Origin of the sequence: Staphylococcus sp. GDY8P120P (genome assembly GCF_017892065.1) — a bacterium.
GTDB classification, from domain to species: domain Bacteria; phylum Bacillota; class Bacilli; order Staphylococcales; family Staphylococcaceae; genus Staphylococcus; species Staphylococcus nepalensis.
The window spans coordinates 99,221-116,253 of the sequence record NZ_JAESKI010000008.1 but is presented as its reverse complement, the minus strand read 5'-3'; the positions used below and the strand labels follow the sequence as shown (position 1 = coordinate 116,253).

General features: G+C 31.6%; 21 protein-coding genes and 1 riboswitch. Of the genes, 18 read left to right on the top strand and 3 right to left on the bottom strand.

All coding sequences use genetic code 11. The features are described 5' to 3' along the window. Nucleotides 1-2 precede the first annotated feature (2 nt). From comGC to gcvPB, 8 genes are all read left to right on the top strand, one after another. Nucleotides 3-320 carry a competence type IV pilus major pilin ComGC gene (gene comGC / locus KA900_RS06690; protein ID WP_115342135.1) on the top strand — a complete coding sequence of 106 codons (318 nt, stop codon included), beginning with the start codon at nucleotides 3-5 and terminating at the stop codon, nucleotides 318-320. Continuing rightward, on the top strand, nucleotides 310-750 hold the full coding sequence (comGD, locus tag KA900_RS06685) for a competence type IV pilus minor pilin ComGD (protein ID WP_210139403.1): 441 nt from the start codon (nucleotides 310-312) through the stop codon (nucleotides 748-750). The genes comGC and comGD overlap by 11 nt, the downstream gene beginning before the upstream one ends. Beyond that, the gene (locus KA900_RS06680) at nucleotides 731-988 is read left to right on the top strand and encodes a hypothetical protein (RefSeq protein ID WP_210139402.1); all 258 of its coding nucleotides are present in this window, start codon (nucleotides 731-733) and stop codon (nucleotides 986-988) included. Before comGD ends, KA900_RS06680 begins: the two co-directional genes overlap by 20 nt. 13 nt (nucleotides 989-1,001) lie before the next feature. Next, nucleotides 1,002-1,445 (top strand): competence type IV pilus minor pilin ComGF, encoded by a 444-nt coding sequence (locus KA900_RS06675; RefSeq protein ID WP_115342138.1) that lies wholly within the window; start codon nucleotides 1,002-1,004, stop codon nucleotides 1,443-1,445. A 177-nt stretch (nucleotides 1,446-1,622) separates the two neighbouring features. Beyond that, the gene (locus KA900_RS06670) at nucleotides 1,623-2,117 is read left to right on the top strand and encodes a shikimate kinase (protein ID WP_369967663.1); all 495 of its coding nucleotides are present in this window, start codon (nucleotides 1,623-1,625) and stop codon (nucleotides 2,115-2,117) included. Nucleotides 2,118-2,122: 5 nt separating this feature from the next. Continuing rightward, nucleotides 2,123-2,220, top strand: a riboswitch (glycine riboswitch). A 73-nt stretch (nucleotides 2,221-2,293) separates the two neighbouring features. Next, entirely contained in the window at nucleotides 2,294-3,385 is a 1,092-nt protein-coding gene (gene gcvT / locus KA900_RS06665) for a glycine cleavage system aminomethyltransferase GcvT (RefSeq protein WP_115342140.1), read from the top strand. Nucleotides 3,386-3,402: 17 nt separating this feature from the next. Further along, complete coding sequence (gene gcvPA, locus KA900_RS06660; RefSeq protein WP_210139401.1) at nucleotides 3,403-4,755, top strand: aminomethyl-transferring glycine dehydrogenase subunit GcvPA; 1,353 nt, start codon at nucleotides 3,403-3,405, stop codon at nucleotides 4,753-4,755. Next, on the top strand, nucleotides 4,742-6,217 hold the full coding sequence (gcvPB, locus tag KA900_RS06655) for an aminomethyl-transferring glycine dehydrogenase subunit GcvPB (RefSeq protein ID WP_096809525.1): 1,476 nt from the start codon (nucleotides 4,742-4,744) through the stop codon (nucleotides 6,215-6,217). The genes gcvPA and gcvPB overlap by 14 nt, the downstream gene beginning before the upstream one ends. Nucleotides 6,218-6,783: 566 nt before the next feature. Here the strand turns inward: gcvPB and KA900_RS06650 are convergent. After that, nucleotides 6,784-7,170 carry a rhodanese-like domain-containing protein gene (locus tag KA900_RS06650; RefSeq protein ID WP_096809527.1) on the bottom strand — a complete coding sequence of 129 codons (387 nt, stop codon included), beginning with the start codon at nucleotides 7,168-7,170 and terminating at the stop codon, nucleotides 6,784-6,786. A 173-nt stretch (nucleotides 7,171-7,343) separates the two neighbouring features. Between KA900_RS06650 and KA900_RS06645 the strand changes: the two genes are divergently transcribed. Further along, nucleotides 7,344-8,174, top strand: a complete 831-nt coding sequence (locus KA900_RS06645) for a lipoate--protein ligase family protein (protein WP_103373704.1) — start codon at nucleotides 7,344-7,346, stop codon at nucleotides 8,172-8,174. A gap of 269 nt (nucleotides 8,175-8,443) precedes the next feature. On the opposite strand, the gene KA900_RS06640 is transcribed toward KA900_RS06645, so the two are convergent. Then, complete coding sequence (locus tag KA900_RS06640; protein ID WP_096809532.1) at nucleotides 8,444-8,662, bottom strand: SA1362 family protein; 219 nt, start codon at nucleotides 8,660-8,662, stop codon at nucleotides 8,444-8,446. 27 nt (nucleotides 8,663-8,689) lie between these two features. After that, the gene (locus KA900_RS06635; protein ID WP_096809536.1) at nucleotides 8,690-9,271 is read right to left on the bottom strand and encodes a hypothetical protein; all 582 of its coding nucleotides are present in this window, start codon (nucleotides 9,269-9,271) and stop codon (nucleotides 8,690-8,692) included. Nucleotides 9,272-9,374: 103 nt separating this feature from the next. Between KA900_RS06635 and KA900_RS06630 the strand changes: the two genes are divergently transcribed. The 9 genes from KA900_RS06630 to KA900_RS06590 all read left to right on the top strand — a co-directional run bounded on the left by KA900_RS06630 (nucleotide 9,375) and on the right by KA900_RS06590 (nucleotide 16,481). Continuing rightward, nucleotides 9,375-10,433: a M24 family metallopeptidase gene (locus KA900_RS06630; RefSeq protein ID WP_096809538.1), complete on the top strand. Its 1,059-nt coding sequence runs from the start codon at nucleotides 9,375-9,377 to the stop codon at nucleotides 10,431-10,433. Nucleotides 10,434-10,460: 27 nt separating this feature from the next. After that, complete coding sequence (gene efp / locus KA900_RS06625; protein WP_210139400.1) at nucleotides 10,461-11,018, top strand: elongation factor P; 558 nt, start codon at nucleotides 10,461-10,463, stop codon at nucleotides 11,016-11,018. A 293-nt stretch (nucleotides 11,019-11,311) separates the two neighbouring features. Beyond that, nucleotides 11,312-11,785: an acetyl-CoA carboxylase biotin carboxyl carrier protein gene (gene accB, locus KA900_RS06620; RefSeq protein ID WP_096809545.1), complete on the top strand. Its 474-nt coding sequence runs from the start codon at nucleotides 11,312-11,314 to the stop codon at nucleotides 11,783-11,785. Next, entirely contained in the window at nucleotides 11,785-13,143 is a 1,359-nt protein-coding gene (gene accC, locus KA900_RS06615; RefSeq protein WP_210139399.1) for an acetyl-CoA carboxylase biotin carboxylase subunit, read from the top strand. Before accB ends, accC begins: the two co-directional genes overlap by 1 nt. Nucleotides 13,144-13,155: 12 nt before the next feature. Continuing rightward, entirely contained in the window at nucleotides 13,156-13,518 is a 363-nt protein-coding gene (locus KA900_RS06610) for an Asp23/Gls24 family envelope stress response protein (protein WP_096809550.1), read from the top strand. 118 nt (nucleotides 13,519-13,636) lie between these two features. Continuing rightward, complete coding sequence (gene nusB / locus KA900_RS06605; protein WP_096809553.1) at nucleotides 13,637-14,023, top strand: transcription antitermination factor NusB; 387 nt, start codon at nucleotides 13,637-13,639, stop codon at nucleotides 14,021-14,023. Between the two features lie 14 nt (nucleotides 14,024-14,037). Further along, entirely contained in the window at nucleotides 14,038-15,378 is a 1,341-nt protein-coding gene (gene xseA, locus KA900_RS06600) for an exodeoxyribonuclease VII large subunit (protein ID WP_096809556.1), read from the top strand. Beyond that, nucleotides 15,368-15,610 carry an exodeoxyribonuclease VII small subunit gene (locus KA900_RS06595; protein ID WP_229719009.1) on the top strand — a complete coding sequence of 81 codons (243 nt, stop codon included), beginning with the start codon at nucleotides 15,368-15,370 and terminating at the stop codon, nucleotides 15,608-15,610. The genes xseA and KA900_RS06595 overlap by 11 nt, the downstream gene beginning before the upstream one ends. Beyond that, nucleotides 15,600-16,481: a polyprenyl synthetase family protein gene (locus KA900_RS06590; protein ID WP_096809562.1), complete on the top strand. Its 882-nt coding sequence runs from the start codon at nucleotides 15,600-15,602 to the stop codon at nucleotides 16,479-16,481. Before KA900_RS06595 ends, KA900_RS06590 begins: the two co-directional genes overlap by 11 nt. The last annotated feature ends 552 nt before the right edge of the window (nucleotides 16,482-17,033 follow it).

The following is a 17,033-nucleotide window of genomic DNA, read 5'->3' as shown; positions in this document are numbered from 1 at the left end:
CAATGCATAAAATAAAAAAACTATACAATAAAAAAGCATTCACATTGATTGAAATGCTACTTGTTCTATTAATTATTAGTTTATTACTTATCCTTATTATACCTAATATCGCTAAACAATCATCACATATCCAAAGCACTGGTTGTGAAGCACAAATAAAAATGGTAGAAAGTCAAGTTGAAGCTTACACATTAAAACATAATAAAAAACCACAATCTATAGAGGAACTTATTTCAGATGGTTATATCAAAGAAAATCAGAAATATTGTAAATCAGGTGCTACTATCCATATTAGTAACGGTGAAGTAGTTGCAAACTAGCAAGGCATTTACATTAACCGAAATATTGTTTGTTATGGGTATCATAAGTGTTTTATTAATTGTTCAAGTAAATCACTTGTCCAGTAAAAAAGAAACGCGTGAAACAGCCAATCCTTTTATGAATTCCTTAATATTGAAACTTAATTATTTAAAATCAAAAGCCATTAAAGATGGAAAGCCTATTACACTGATATTCAATCATTACTCAAATAAAATAACCGTTAAAGAACTGTCGATTGAAAATAACGATATAAAATTGCCAGATCATTCATTTATCTATCCTCAAACTAATATCAATTACTTAACTTTTGATAATAAGGGAAATACAAATAAATTTGGCACTGTCTATATATCTGTAAATAAAGTGATTTATAAAGTGGTTTTTCATATTGAAAAAGGGAGAATGAGATATGAAAAAAAGAAAAATTAAAGCTAGCATACTCATAGATTCAATGTTAAGTTTTACGATTATGATCGCAATGTGCAATTTGTTACTACCAATGATCTTACAACTAAACTATTCTTTTAAAAATAAATTAGACTATATTAATATGAAACGCGTGATGCTACTCACGTTAAAACATAATGATCAAAAGGATTTAAACAAAGGTGTGAAAATAGCCGACTATGAAATAAAATTAGACAATTATAAAATTTGTATAAAATAGAAGGACTATTTAAATGAAAAATGCTATTACAAATAAAGTTACTGGTTTTACTTATATCGAAGTATTATTTGCATTATTTATTACCATAGTTGTATTTACAATGCTGCCACTATTATACAAATCCATCGTTCCATTGAAGCATCAATCAAATTTTGCTTCTTCTATTGATTTAGAATTTTTTGCAAGGGATTTAACAGAAGAGTTGTTACTTAACAAATCGCAATTTTTTAATATAGAAAATCGGGGATATAGATTAAAAATTACAAACAAGGAAAAAAATATTTATTACGAATTTAAAAATCGTAAAATAATTAAAACCATAAACCATAGCGGCAATATCACTTTATTAAATAATGTTATAGAAGCTCAATTTACAATGTTAAAAAATAAACGAATGAAATTATATGTAAAATTATATAATGAGGGAACTTACTTTGAAAAAGAAATTTACTTTTAATACAAAAGGCTATATATATCCTTTTGTGATGGTGGTTTATATGCTATATTTATCATTGATAGCGATTTATACAGCTCATTTTAACATTCAATTGAAAACACTTGATAATATTGAATCATATTATGAAAAGCAAATTCAAATACTTTTGCATAAAGGAAGATATTTTTGAAAAACAAGATGAATACCCCACTTATTTTAGTAGGATTTATGGGAACAGGAAAGACAACTTTAGGTAAACATATTGCTGAAAAGGACCAGTTAACTTATGTAGATTTAGATGAATTCATTGTACAACAAGAAGCTAAATCTATACCAGAAATTTTTGAGGAATTCGGTGAAGAAACGTTTCGCAGTTTGGAATATAAATATTTAACTATATGTATTAACCAATTTGATATCATTTCCACTGGTGGAGGTATCATAGAAGGGGAACACGCTTATAATTTATTGAAAAATCAAAATTACGTTGTATGGCTAGATTGCGAATTAAACATTTTATACAATAGAATTAAAAATGACAGCAATAGACCAAATGCAAATAATAAATCATTTTCCAAACTAAAAAGCTTGTATTCATCTAGGGTTTCAAGATATAATGAAATCGCATTCATCAAAGTGAATAGTAGTAAATCGCTTTCAAACTTATATAATGAGATAATGAAATCGATATAAAGCGAATGACCAGTATTAGAGAGAATGGTACATGATTTAATGTATCCATCGCCGAAGGTGCAAGTTTAACGAAACTCTCAGGCAAAAGGATAATACTGAGACGCATTCCTGGATTTATTGACAGGGTAGGCTTAGTCTACTCTGTCTTTTTTAATATAACAATAGGGGGTTTATTAATGGCTAATGAATTAAAACACACACCACTTTATCAAAATTTTGTGGATCTCGGGGCAAAAATTGTTGAATTTGGTGGCTGGGCAATGCCAGTCCAATTTTCAAGTATCAAAGAAGAACATAATGCTGTTAGAACTAAAATGGGATTATTTGATGTCAGCCACATGGGTGAAATTCTTATAAAAGGCCCTGAAGCTGATAAACTTGTACAATACTTGCTTTCAAATGATACTGACAATTTAGAAACAACAAAAGCTCAATATACAGCATTATGTAACGAGCATGGTGGTATTATTGACGATTTAATTACTTATAAACTCAGAGAAAAAGAATATCTATTAGTTGTAAACGCTGGTAACACTGATAAAGACTTTGAGTGGATGAAAAATAATGCTACTAACTTTGATGCAGAAGTTTTAAATGTATCGAGTGATTATGGACAATTAGCTGTTCAAGGTCCAAATGCACGTGACTTTGTTCAAGAACATGTCAATATAGACATCTCTGAAATGTCTCCTTTCGAATTTAAACAAGATGTTGAATTCTTTGGAAAAAAAGTGATACTGTCACAATCCGGTTATACTGGTGAAGATGGTTTTGAAATTTATTGTAAATCTGAAGATACACCATATCTTTGGGCATCCATTTTAAAATATGATGTGGCCCCTTGTGGTCTAGGCGCAAGAGATACATTAAGATTAGAAGCTGGTTTACCATTACATGGACAAGATTTAAGTGAATCAATAACGCCTTATGAAGGTGGGATAGCATTTGCAGCTAAACCCTTAATTGATGCAGATTTTATCGGAAAAAGCGTTTTAAAAGATCAAAAAGAAAACGGTTCGAAACGAAGAACAGTTGGAATTGAAATGATTGATAAAGGAATTCCAAGAACAGGTTACACAGTTTATGATGTCGATGGTAATGAAATTGGTGAAATTACATCAGGTACGCAATCTCCATTAAGTGGTAAATCCATTGGTTTAGCTATAATAGATAGAGATGCTTTTGAAATGGGAAAAGAAATTATAGTGCAAATTAGAAAAAGACAAGCTAAAGCAAAAATTGTTAAAAAAAATCAAATTAGTAAATAATTTAAAGGGGTGTTACTGTGAGTCATCGTTATATTCCGTTAACAGAGCAAGATAAACACGAAATGCTAGAAACTATTGGTGCTGGTTCAATCAATGAATTATTTGGAGATGTTCCAAAAGACATTCTATTAAATAGAGAATTAGCTATCCCAGATGCAGAATCAGAAACAACATTAACTAAAAGACTAAGTAAAGTTGCAAGTAAAAATATTACTAAAGAAACACACACATCATTTTTAGGCGCTGGTGTCTATGATCACTATGCCCCAGCAGTAGTAGATTCAATGATTTCACGTTCAGAATTTTATACGGCTTATACACCATATCAGCCTGAAATTTCCCAAGGTGAATTACAAGCCATTTTTGAATTCCAAACGTTAATATGCGAATTAACTGATATGGATATCGCTAACTCATCTATGTATGATGGGATTACAAGTTTTGCAGAAGCATGTATTTTAGCATTTAATCAAACTCGTAAAAATAAAATTGTTGTTTCTAAAGGGATGCACTACCAAGCATTACAAGTATTACACACTTATGTTAAAACACGTAAAGAATTTGAAGTCGTTGAAGTGGATTTGGATGGAACAATCACTGATTTAGAAAGGCTTGAAAATGCTATTGATGACGAGACTGCAGCAGTTGCGGTACAATATCCAAACTTTTATGGCTCAATTGAAGATTTAGAAAAAATCCAAGCTTTAATTGAAGATAAAAAAGCATTATTTATCGTTTATGCAAACCCAATTGCACTTGGATTATTAACACCACCAGGTAGTTTTGGAGCGGATATCGTAGTAGGAGATACTCAACCATTTGGTATCCCAACGCAATTCGGTGGACCACACTGTGGTTTCTTTGCTACTACTAAAAAATTAATGAGAAAAACCCCAGGACGTCTAGTTGGACAAACAGAAGATCAAGATGGAAATCGTGGTTTTGTTTTAACTTTACAAGCGCGGGAACAACATATCCGTAGAGATAAAGCAACATCTAATATTTGTTCAAACCAAGCTTTAAATGCTTTAGCTTCATCTATATGTATGTCTGCTTTAGGTAAACAAGGTATTTATGACATTGCAGTTCAAAATTTTGAAAATGCAAATTATGCTAAAGAGCAATTTAGGCAACAAGGCTTTGAAGTTAGCAATGGTACATCATTCAACGAATTTGTCGTTAAATTTGATAAATCTGTCAAAGATATCAATGATGCGTTAATCCAAGAAGATATTATCGGAGGTTTCGATTTAAGCGAAATTGGAGAAGGCTTTGACAGTCATATGCTGATTGCTGTAACAGAATTAAGAACTAAAGATGAAATTGATACATTTGTTAAGAAAGCAGGTGAATTAAATGGTAGTAAGTAAATCTAGTCCATTAATTTTTGAGCGTTCTAAAGAAGGTCGTTATGCGTATTCATTACCTAAAAAAGAAATTGATAATAAAGCTGTAGATAAATTATTAGATGATAAATTTATAAGAAAAGACAAAGCTGAATTCCCAGAAGTGGCCGAGTTAGATTTAGTTCGTCACTATACAGAATTATCAAATAAAAACTTTGGCGTAGATACAGGTTTTTATCCTCTTGGCTCTTGTACGATGAAATACAATCCAAAAATAAATGAAAAAATTGCAAGAATCCCTGGATTTGCTGAATCACATCCATTACAAGATGAATCTCAAGTGCAAGGTTCATTAGAAATCATCCATAGCTTGCAAGAAGAATTAAAAGAGATTACAGGTATGGATGAAGTTACACTACAACCAGCAGCTGGCGCCCACGGAGAATGGACAGCGCTTATGATTTTCAAAGCATATCACGAAAAAAATGGCGAAGGACATCGTAATGAAGTCATCGTTCCTGACTCAGCTCATGGCACAAACCCTGCTTCAGCAGCGTTTGCTGGATTTAAAGCTGTAACTGTTAAGTCTAACGAACGCGGAGAAGTTGATATTGAGGACTTAAAACGCCTTGTTAACGACAACACAGCTGCAATCATGCTCACTAACCCTAATACGTTAGGTATTTTTGAGCAAAATATTATGGATATTCGAAATATTGTGCATGAAGCTGGTGGCCTATTGTATTATGACGGTGCTAATTTAAATGCAATTATGGATAAAGTCAGACCAGGCGACATGGGATTTGACGCTGTTCATTTAAACTTACACAAAACATTTACAGGACCTCATGGCGGCGGTGGCCCAGGTTCAGGCCCAGTAGGCGTTAAAAAAGAACTTGCCCATTTTTTACCAAAACCAATGGTGGTTAAAGAAAACGACGTTTATAAATACGATAATGATATTGAAAACTCAATCGGACGTGTTAAACCATTCTACGGGAACTTTGGAATTTATTTAAGAGCATACACTTATATTAGAACTATGGGTAATAAAGGCCTTGAAGAAGTTTCAGAAGCTGCAGTATTGAATGCAAATTATATTAAAGCACGCTTAAAAGAACATTTCGAAATTCCATATGAACAATATTGTAAACACGAATTTGTCCTAAGCGGTTCTAAGCAAAAAGAATTTGGTGTTCGTACATTGGATATGGCGAAACGTTTACTAGACTTTGGTGTCCATCCGCCAACAATTTACTTCCCGCTTAACGTAGAGGAAGGTATGATGGTAGAACCAACAGAAACAGAATCTAAAGAAACGTTGGACTATTTCTGCGATACTATGATTGAAATTGCTAAAGAAGCAAAAGAAAATCCTGATAAAGTATTAGAAGCACCACATACAACAATTATTGATCGTTTAGATGAAACACAAGCTGCGCGTCATCCAGTATTGAAATTTGAAAATTTACGTTCAGAAAAATAAAAGTTCTGAAAGCGTCATATTTAAGGTATAAGTTAGACATCCCATTTTTTAACATGATGTCGTTTGTCCTCTAAAACAAAGGTAATTAAAAAACGTTAAGATATCAATATCCCAAGTATTTTATAAAACGGGTGGTTTTTACATAAATCTAAGTAAAAAATCACCCGTTTTTTTAAACATTTATTTAATTTGATATATTTACAAACATCAAATTTACGTTTGGCTTAATCTATACGTCTTTAAATTTAGACGATGCGCTTATGGCTTTGTTTATCAAATATTAAAAATATTACCAGTTAAATTTCTATGTTAAATACTCATTGAATGCGTTATTAGTTTGTGTACATCGTAACGTTAATAGATATTTACTACCATATAATTATGCCAATTTTTATTGTGTTGTTCCACAGAGTATATATGAATGAGAGATGACGAAATCCAAGTATATTGGTAAAATCTGAATAGAGTTTAAATATAAAAAACACCTTCATTATTAAATGAAGGTGTTTTTTACTTTGAACATAAACATTTATATCTCATGCTCATTTAAATAATTGATTAATAACTCATTTTTTTGATTTGATTTTACCAGTCCATTTTTTATATCCGCCTTTGAGCATATATATATCTTTATACCCATTCTTCTTTAAAATTCTAGCGGCACGATAGCTAGCAATTCCGTTAGCATCACAAAGATAAATAGGTTGGTCTGTTCTCAAACCTTGAAACCTTTGTTTGAACATTGTGATTGGAATGTTACGAGCACCGTTGATATGACCATAATCATAATCTACTTTTTCTCTCACATCAATAACTTGAGCTTTACGCAAACCATTATGGAATTCATTTTGGTTTAATTCAATGACCGCTTTTTTGTTCAAATATCTGTTAAATAACATATAAGCGACGATTATTATTAAAATTGCTAAAGCTATAAACCAAAAATTACTCATCTTGCATCCTCCCTAATTAACCGATATTATATATTATAAGACTGTTAGCACAATTTATCAAAATATTTTTATCACAAACTGTACACATTGCTAACAAATTTTAACAATTATTGAAAACGATAACACAATTTGGCTGTTACCACAATTTAATTTTAATGAATGGAGTTTTGAGTGTGACTGAAACATGGCATTTTATCAATACAGGTAGTAATGATCCATTTTATAATATGGCAATGGATGAAGCATTATTAAATTTTGTTTCAAGAGGTGAGATTGACCCGGTAATCAGATTTTACACATGGAATCCAGCAACACTTTCAGTAGGTTATTTTCAAAGACTAACAAAAGAAATAGATATACATAAAGTAAAAGAAAAAAGTTATGGCCTTGTTAGAAGACAAACAGGTGGTAGAGGTGTACTTCATGACAAAGAATTAACTTATAGTGTTATTGTACCAGAAACTCATCCAGAAATGCCAAAAACTGTTACAGAGGCATATAGAGTTATTTCAGAAGGTTTACTTGAAGGTTTTAAAGCGTTAGGTTTCAATGCTACTTTTGCCATACCGCGTTCTAAAGAAGAAAGAGCTAAATTAAAACAGCCAAGAAGTGCAGTTTGTTTTGATGCGCCAAGTTGGTATGAGTTAGTAGTAGAGGGACGTAAAATCGCAGGCAGTGCACAAATGAGACAAAAAGGCGTGATACTTCAACATGGCTCATTGTTACAAGACATTGATGTGGACGATTTATTTGATATGTTCATATATAAAAACGATCGCTTAAAAGAGAAAATGAAACAAGCTTTTGTTGATAAAGCTGTGGCAATAAATGACATATCAGATAGACATATTACATTAAAGGAAATGGAACATGCTTTTGAAGAAGGATTTAAAAAAGGATTAAATATAGATTTTAAACCTTTAACATTAACGCCAAAACAAAATGAAGAAGTAAAAAATTTAATAGAAAAATATAAATCTGAAGAATGGAATTATAGGAAATAAATTTATGAACCATTTAGGATTAAATACAAACGGGCCTGGGGTATAAATATCTCAGGCTCGTCATTACATATAACAAGTAGATAATTGGAATAAAACATAAAGTTATATTTTTTATTGGGTTGAATGAGTAAAATATAAGTCTGTGCTTTATCCCTTTGTAAACTTTTTCCTAATGATCCATATAAAAACGGACCGAAATCCTAAATGAAATTTCGGTCCGTTTTCTATACCACCTCATGCTATTCATTTATGAAGTTTCAAAACATCAACTACTTTTTCTTGTTTCGTTTTCTATATTTTCTTTGAGCACGTTTGTATTTTCTTTGATCTTCTGTTAAAAAGAAGAAATAATAAATCGCATAAATAATTCCTGCAAAAATAGCTAAACTAATAATCATTTTTACAAAACTAAATAAAAACGCATCTAAGTTAAGTAATAAGCCGATTAATGCAATAGCGATTACGATATAAAATATTGCTTGTTTCAAAATAAACACTCCTATTTGATTGTATCCTTAGTTATTGTTAATGCTCACCTTTGACAAAGTAGCTTGACCTTTTTGGATTTTCTTTTTGTCTTTTTCATTATAACCGTCTCTAATGTCATCCATAGCTGAATTGAGTTCTTTATTTAATTTATTTATATTTTTACTTTTCTTTTTATCTTCATCACTCATTTTATCTTTATCAATTTTACTTTTATATGTAGTGTAAGCAGAATCAAGTTTATTCGTAATATCTGTTAATTTTGATTGTATTTTTTCGCTTTTTTTGTTTTTTGATACGTCATCTTCAATATTAGTGTAATCATCAATTGCTTTAGTAACATTTTGATAATATTCAGAAGAAGCTTTTATATGATTTAGCTTATTCTTGTTATTTTTAGCGTTTTTAATATTATCCTTATCTTTTTCCAATGCAGAAATATTTGTTTTTTCTTTCTTGATTTCAATTTTTAAATCTTGGATATCACTCTTTAATTTATGATTTTCATCACGTAGTTTTGTTGTCTTATCTTCTAATGGGCCTAAATTTTGACTCCCACACCCAGCGAGTATACACGAAGCTACTAAAATAGCGACCAATTTTTTCTTCATAACTCTCTCCTAATTCAAAAACTATAAATTTATACAATAATTATGCTATCATTTTAATGTATATAAAGGAAATGTACAAATTTATTGAATAGGGGGATTAATATTGAATAGAATTGAAAAATTAAATGCTGCAATAGAGGCAAAACATTTAGAAGCGGTTATTGTGTTGTCAGACTACAACAGACGATTTTTATCTGGGTTTACAGGAACGAGTGGCGCACTTATCATCACAAAGGATGAAAAATTATTAATTACTGACTTTAGGTACATAGAACAAGCTACTACACAAGCACCTGATTTCAAAATTGTTAAACAACAAGGTCAACTTGTAGAATCTATTAAAACTACGCTAGAGAAATTAAATGTACAAAATGTTGGTTTTGAAGGTAATTTAGTCAGTTATGATACTTATTTACAATTGAGTAAATCTTATATAAGTTTAATCAGTATATCAGGTTTAATTGAAAAAATAAGAGAAGTTAAAGATAAAGATGAAATCGCATTTATTCAAAAAGCTGCTCAAATTGTTGACGAAGCTTATGAATATATCTTAACAGTTGCTAAAGCTGGTATGACAGAACTACAGTTAAAAGCTAAATTGGAAAGTAAAATGTTAGAACTAGGTTCAGAGGGGCCATCTTTTGACACTATTGTTGCTTCAGGGGTTCGCGGTGCACTTCCACATGGCGTAGCAAGCGATAAAGTAATTAACGAAGGTGAATTGATTACATTAGACTTTGGTGCTTATTACAAAGGTTATGCATCAGATATTACCCGTACCTTTGCTATAGGTGAACCAGAGCAACAATTAAAAGAAATTTATAATATTGTATTAGAAGCTAATTTAAAAGGAATAGAAGCTGCTAGAAAAGGGATAACTGGTAAAGCGTTAGACGCAGTTGTAAGAGACTATATCACTGAAAAGGGGTATGGTAATGCATTCGGGCATTCTTTAGGTCATGGTATCGGTTTAGATGTTCACGAAGGCCCTAATTTATCTAAAAAATCTGAAACAGCTTTAGAGATAAATAATTGTGTTACAATTGAACCCGGTATATATTTAGATGGTATTGGTGGCGTTCGCATAGAAGATGACATTTTAATCACTGAAAATGGTTGCGAACGCTTTACTAAATCGTCTAAAGACCTTATTATTTTATAGAAGACCTTATATTAAGGAGGAGACTGAATGATTTCGGTTAATGATTTTAAAACAGGTTTAACAATTTCTGTAGATAATGGCATCTGGAAAGTGTTAGATTTCCAACACGTAAAACCAGGTAAAGGTGCTGCCTTTGTACGTTCTAAACTACGTAATTTACGAACAGGTGCAATTCAAGAAAAAACATTCAGAGGCGGAGAAAAAGTTGAAACTGCAATGATTGAAAATCGTCGCATGCAATATTTATACGCTGATGTAGACACTCATGTTTTCATGGATAATCAAACATTTGATCAAATTGAACTACCTGCTGATTATTTAGAACATGAATTGAATTTCTTAAAAGCAAATATGGAAGTTCAAATTCAAAGCTATGAGAATGAAACTTTAGGTGTTGAATTACCTAAAACTGTAGAACTTACTGTAACAGAAACAGAACCAGGTATTAAAGGTGACACTGCTACAGGTGCTACTAAATCTGCTACTGTTGAAACGGGTTATACGTTAAATGTACCTTTATTCGTTAACGAAGGTGACACTTTAGTAATTAACACAAGTGATGGTAGTTATGTATCAAGAGCTTAATCTTTTTAACGTCATAAGTTTCTAAAAAATTTATGGTACTCAAAAGCCTTTCCACTCTATTTATTGGAAAGGCTTTTATTATTTAAGGATAACCATATTACATACGATATAAAATTAGAGGGGTTTTAAAAAGTAAAATAACTCAAAAATTTCGATGGCATTGAGATAAAAAATATTTTATACGGTTATAGCGCAACGAGTTATAATAGAAAGTGTGTATATGCTTGAATTGAACATTTTACTAAAGTAAAATAAACTAGGTAAATGAAAACAATCTGAAGGAGTCAGTATTTATGAATTTTAAAGAAATTAAAGAATTAATTGAAATTCTTGACCAATCTAGCTTAACTGAAATTAACATTGAAGATAAAGGGAACATCGTTAATTTAAAAAAAGAAAAAGAAACTGAAATCATTACGCCGCAAGTTTCACAACAACCAATGCAACAAGTAGCGCCGCAACAAGCCGTTACACCAATTCAATCAACAAGCGAAAGTTCTGAAGAAGGAAGCGCCGCACAAGAAAATGACAACTTAGAAACAATTAACGCGCCAATGGTTGGTACTTTCTACAAATCACCTTCACCAGAAGAAAGTCCATATGTTCAAGTAGGCGATGCAGTGTCTAACGAATCGACTGTTTGTATATTGGAAGCGATGAAACTATTTAACGAAATACAAGCTGAAGTCACAGGGGAAATTGCAGAAATACTAGTAGAAGACGGTCAAATGGTAGAGTATGGCCAACCGTTGTTCAAGGTGAAATAATGAATAAAATTTTAATTGCAAATAGAGGGGAAATTGCTGTAAGAATCATTCGTGCTTGTCATGATTTAGGTTTACAAACTGTGGCTATATATTCTGAGGGAGATAAAGATGCATTACATACTCAAATTGCTGATGAAGCATATTGCGTCGGCCCTACTCAATCTAAAGATTCTTATTTAAATATCCCTAATATTTTATCTATTGCAACTTCTACAGGTTGTGATGGCGTTCACCCAGGGTATGGCTTTTTAGCAGAGAACGGGGATTTTGCTGAACTTTGTGAAGCCTGTCAACTTAAGTTTATTGGACCAAGTTATGAGTCTATTCAAAAAATGGGAATCAAAGACGTTGCAAAAGAAGAAATGAAACGTGCTGAAGTTCCTGTTGTGCCTGGTAGTGAAGGTTTAGTCCAAGATATTAAAGAAGCCAAAAAAATTGCCAAAGATATTGGTTATCCAGTGATTATAAAGGCAACTGCTGGTGGCGGTGGTAAAGGTATACGTGTAGCACGTGATGAAAAAGAATTAGAAACAGGTTTCAAAATGACGCAACAAGAAGCTAAAACAGCATTTGGTAATGGTGGACTATACTTAGAAAAATTCATCGAAAACTTTAGACATATTGAAATACAAGTAATTGGAGATAGTTATGGTAATGTGATCCACTTAGGCGAACGTGATTGTACAATACAAAGACGTATGCAAAAACTTGTGGAAGAGTCCCCGTCTCCTATTTTAACTGATGCTAAAAGACAAGAAATGGGTAATGCAGCAGTAAGAGCTGCAAAAGCAGTAAACTATGAAAATGCTGGAACGATTGAATTTATCTATGACTTAAATTCTAATGAATTTTACTTTATGGAAATGAATACACGTATTCAAGTTGAGCATCCTGTAACTGAAATGGTAACTGGCATTGATTTGGTGAAATTACAATTAAAAGTGGCCATGGGTGAGAAGTTATCATTTACTCAAAAAGACATCCATATTCAAGGACATGCTATAGAGTTTAGAATTAATGCTGAAAACCCATATAAAAACTTTATGCCTTCTCCAGGAAAAATCACACAATATCTTGCCCCAGGTGGTTTTGGAGTAAGAATTGAGTCAGCATGTTATACTAATTACACAATACCACCATATTATGATTCTATGGTAGCCAAATTAATTGTGCACCAACCAACAAGAGATGAAGCAATTATGACTGGCTTACGAGCATTAGGAGAATACTTAGTATTAGGCATTGATACTACAATTCCATTCCATATTCGTCTTCTAAATAATGATATTTTCAGAAGTGGCGAATTTAATACTAATTTCTTAGAAACTTATAATATTATGGATGATCAAACTAAATAGGAGGTATGTGAAATGGTTAAAGTAGCAGAATCATCACATTCCAATTTAGGAAAAATAGAAATTGCGCCTGAGGTTTTGACTATTATTGCGAGTATAGCAACCTCTGAAATAAAAGGGCTAGAAGGACATTTTAAAGAAATTAAAAACTTAAGCGTGGAAAAGATTACTAAAAAACAATTATCGCGTGGTATTAAAGTAGATACAAAAGATGATGGGATTCATATAGACGTATATTGTTCACTATCTTATGGTGTTAATATCTCAGAAACTGCAAGAAAGATACAAACAACCATTTATAACTCTTTAACTACTATGACAACGATTGTTCCTAGCCAAATTAATGTCCACATTACACACATTGAATCTACAAATTAAATATATAATGCAAATTGACTTTAATGCAGTCATTGAAAAAGAACTAAGCTTTTAAATAACTTATGCTTTTCTTTTCTAAAATGAGTAATAAAGTAAACAATGCGAGAAGGAGTTTATAATGAGTCGAAAAGAATCAAGAACACAAGCCTTTCAAACTCTATTCCAACTAGAAATGAAAAATAGTGATTTAACCATAGATGAAGCGATTAGCTTTATCAAAGATGATAATCCCGATTTAGAATTTGATTTTATTAGCTGGTTAGTAACAGGTGTCAAAGATCATGAATCTGTATTAGATAATAAAATTGCGCCTCACCTTAAAGATTGGACGATTGACAGATTATTAAAATCTGATCGAATTATACTAAGAATGTCTACATTTGAATTGTTAAATAGTTCGACACCACAAAAAGTAATCATAAATGAGGCTGTTGAGTTGGCAAAACAATTTAGTGATGATGAACATTATAAATTTATTAATGGTGTATTAAGTAATATTGAATAAAAGAGTGATATAATATGTCAGATTATTTAAGTGTTTCGGCTTTAACAAAATATATCAAATATAAATTTGACCAAGACCCACATTTACAAACTGTACTACTTAAAGGTGAGCTTTCTAACTTTAAAAAGCACAGTAGTGGTCACCTTTATTTTAATGTTAAAGATAAAAATAGCGTTATTAGCGCGATGATGTTCAAAGGTAATGCCTCAAAAATAGATTTCGAACCAAAAGAAGGGGACGAAGTATTATTAGAGGCACGCGTTTCTGTGTATGAAAGACGTGGTAATTACCAGATTTATGTCAATAAAATGCATATTGATGGAATTGGTAATTTATATCAAAAATTAGAACAATTAAAAAAGAAATTAACTAAAGATGGCTATTTTGATTCAAACCATAAAAAGTTAATACCTAAGTTCCCCCAAAAAATCGCAGTATTAACTGCCGGTACAGGGGCTGCGATACGTGATATTCATACTACAATCAATAGTCGCTACCCTTTAGCAGAACAAATTCAAATTAACACCTTAGTACAAGGGGAACAGGCTAAAAACGATATAATTGAAAAAATAAAGCAAGCTGATGAATTAAATGTAGATACAATTATAATCGGACGTGGTGGCGGTTCTATTGAAGATTTATGGAATTTTAACGAAGAAGATGTGGTAAAAGCAATTTATGCTTGTGAGACGCCTATTATCTCAGCAGTAGGTCATGAAACAGATTTTACATTAAGTGATTTTGTGGCAGATGTGCGTGCAGCAACGCCTACTCAAGCCGCTGTTATGGCTACGCCAGATCAATATGAACTTAGACAATATCTCCAACAACTCAAGCTTTCGCTTACAAGGTTTATTAACCAACATATACAACAGCAAAGAAAGCATTTAGAACATGTTGCTTCTTACTACAAATTTAAAACACCAACTCTGTTATATGATCAACAAATTCAAAAGCGTGATGATTTAGAGAAACAGCTTAATTTAAATATAAATTTCAAAATCAATCAGCATAACCAACAATTACAGTTAATGAAACAGAACTTTAACTTAAAATACTTTAAGCAAAGTATCCACAGAGAACAAACAACGATTTCTCAAAAACAAATGGAACTTAATAAATTAATGAATCATTATATTACAAAACAAAAAAACAATTTAACTGCCAAACTAGAAAGCTTAAATAATCTGAGTCCAACAAATACAATGTTACGTGGTTACACTATTGTAAACAAGGAAGACAAAGTGATAACGAGCACTAATGATTTGGTTGAAAATGATAACATTGTGTTAACAATGAAAGACGGCATTGTTGATGCACAAGTTAAGAAAGTAAGGTGTAATGATGACCAATAACACGCAAAGTTTTGAAGAAATGATGAAAGAATTAGAAAATATAGTTCAAAAATTAGACAGTGAAAATGTTTCATTAGAAGAGTCTTTGAATTTATATCAACGCGGTATGACCTTATCTGCTAGTTGTGATGAAACATTAAAAAATGCTGAAAAAAAAGTGAATGAACTAATGTCAGAAGAAAGTACTGATAACGTTCAAGAAACGGATAAGGTAGAAGATAATGACGAATAATAAAATGAATCAATTAATCAAAGAAATCAATCAACTATTAGGACAAACGATTCCTCATTCCTCACTGGGTACAGATTTAGAAGACAGCATGCGATACTCATTAGAAGCCGGAGGTAAACGCATTAGACCGGTTTTACTATTATTAACATTGGATATGCTATCAACGGATTATAAACTTGGTTATACATCTGCACTCAGTTTAGAAATGATTCATACTTATTCATTGATTCATGATGATTTGCCACCAATGGATAATGATGATTATCGTAGAGGTAAACTTACAAATCATAAAGTTTATGGAGAATGGAAAGCCATTCTAGCTGGGGATGCATTACTTACTAAAGCTTTTGATGTTATTGTCAACGATGCAAATCTCAAAGATAGTGTGAAAATGAACCTTATTAAACGTTTATCTTTTGCCAGCGGCCATTTAGGTATGGTTGGTGGACAAACACTAGATATGCAAAGCGAAGGCTCTGCTATTGACCTAAATACTTTAGAGCACATTCACCATGCCAAAACAGGGGCGTTATTAAAATTTGCTGTAATGGCAGCAGTAGATATATCTGAACCTGAACAAAATGTTGCCGATTTATTAGAAACATATAGTGAACACCTTGGTTTAATGTTCCAAATCAAAGATGATTTATTAGATGTATATGGCGATGAAACAAAATTAGGAAAAGCCACAGGCAGTGATATCGAAAATGATAAAAGTACCTATGTATCATTATTAGGTCAAAGTGGTGCTGAAGAAAAGTTACAATCACATACTAAATCTGCGTATGAATGTTTAGAACATTTACCAAAACAATATGATACACGTAACCTTGAATACGTTATAGAATTGTTCAATAATAGAGAATCTTAAATATTTCATAAGCGCGTCATTTTTACTTTAGTTTAAAACATAACAACCAAAAGAAAAACAAATCATAGATAGGGCCAGGGATTAGAACCTAATTAACTCATTAGAATTTGTGATTGGAACAGTACTCGCATTTTCAAAAATTTTTCTGTTCCATTATACATGCTTTTGTTGGCTAGAAAAAAGTTAAGAACTAAAACTTTGTTTTAAGAAATTTAACTTTAGAAAAGTTTAAGATTAAAAGGCTACATTAGGTCAAACGCATGTGTAAGCACATTTTTATTTTTACAGCACTATCTATTACTTATAATACATTTTGTGGCCGAGACATTAATAACGTCTCGGCCACTCATTTTTGTTGAACACAAACTATTATACTCGTTGGTAATGCTAGCAATATAATGGCCAACTTTACTTTGCGATACCTTCAAAGGGTAAGTCAACCAATGCTAACAACAATCCTCTATGTATAAAAGGTTGTTTATACTTTGAAATTTATAAACATATAAATAAATATTCATAATTTGACAGATACCACTATACTTAGTACTTTCA

What these genes read in the sequence shown, in the direction of transcription:
- xseA (WP_096809556.1), top strand. Translation starts at nt 14,038, where the DNA reads ATGTCAGATTATTTAAGTGTTTCGGCTTTAACAAAATATATCAAATAT.
- gcvPB (WP_096809525.1), top strand. Translation starts at nt 4,742, where the DNA reads ATGGTAGTAAGTAAATCTAGTCCATTAATTTTTGAGCGTTCTAAAGAA.
- nusB (WP_096809553.1), top strand. Translation starts at nt 13,637, where the DNA reads ATGAGTCGAAAAGAATCAAGAACACAAGCCTTTCAAACTCTATTCCAA.
- efp (WP_210139400.1), top strand. Translation starts at nt 10,461, where the DNA reads ATGATTTCGGTTAATGATTTTAAAACAGGTTTAACAATTTCTGTAGAT.
- KA900_RS06635 (WP_096809536.1), bottom strand. Translation starts at nt 9,271, where the DNA reads ATGAAGAAAAAATTGGTCGCTATTTTAGTAGCTTCGTGTATACTCGCT.
- KA900_RS06650 (WP_096809527.1), bottom strand. Translation starts at nt 7,170, where the DNA reads ATGAGTAATTTTTGGTTTATAGCTTTAGCAATTTTAATAATAATCGTC.
- KA900_RS06610 (WP_096809550.1), top strand. Translation starts at nt 13,156, where the DNA reads ATGGTTAAAGTAGCAGAATCATCACATTCCAATTTAGGAAAAATAGAA.
- KA900_RS06595 (WP_229719009.1), top strand. Translation starts at nt 15,368, where the DNA reads ATGACCAATAACACGCAAAGTTTTGAAGAAATGATGAAAGAATTAGAA.
- accB (WP_096809545.1), top strand. Translation starts at nt 11,312, where the DNA reads ATGAATTTTAAAGAAATTAAAGAATTAATTGAAATTCTTGACCAATCT.
- KA900_RS06675 (WP_115342138.1), top strand. Translation starts at nt 1,002, where the DNA reads ATGAAAAATGCTATTACAAATAAAGTTACTGGTTTTACTTATATCGAA.
- KA900_RS06680 (WP_210139402.1), top strand. Translation starts at nt 731, where the DNA reads ATGAAAAAAAGAAAAATTAAAGCTAGCATACTCATAGATTCAATGTTA.
- KA900_RS06670 (WP_369967663.1), top strand. Translation starts at nt 1,623, where the DNA reads ATGAATACCCCACTTATTTTAGTAGGATTTATGGGAACAGGAAAGACA.
- gcvT (WP_115342140.1), top strand. Translation starts at nt 2,294, where the DNA reads ATGGCTAATGAATTAAAACACACACCACTTTATCAAAATTTTGTGGAT.
- accC (WP_210139399.1), top strand. Translation starts at nt 11,785, where the DNA reads ATGAATAAAATTTTAATTGCAAATAGAGGGGAAATTGCTGTAAGAATC.
- KA900_RS06590 (WP_096809562.1), top strand. Translation starts at nt 15,600, where the DNA reads ATGACGAATAATAAAATGAATCAATTAATCAAAGAAATCAATCAACTA.
- comGC (WP_115342135.1), top strand. Translation starts at nt 3, where the DNA reads ATGCATAAAATAAAAAAACTATACAATAAAAAAGCATTCACATTGATT.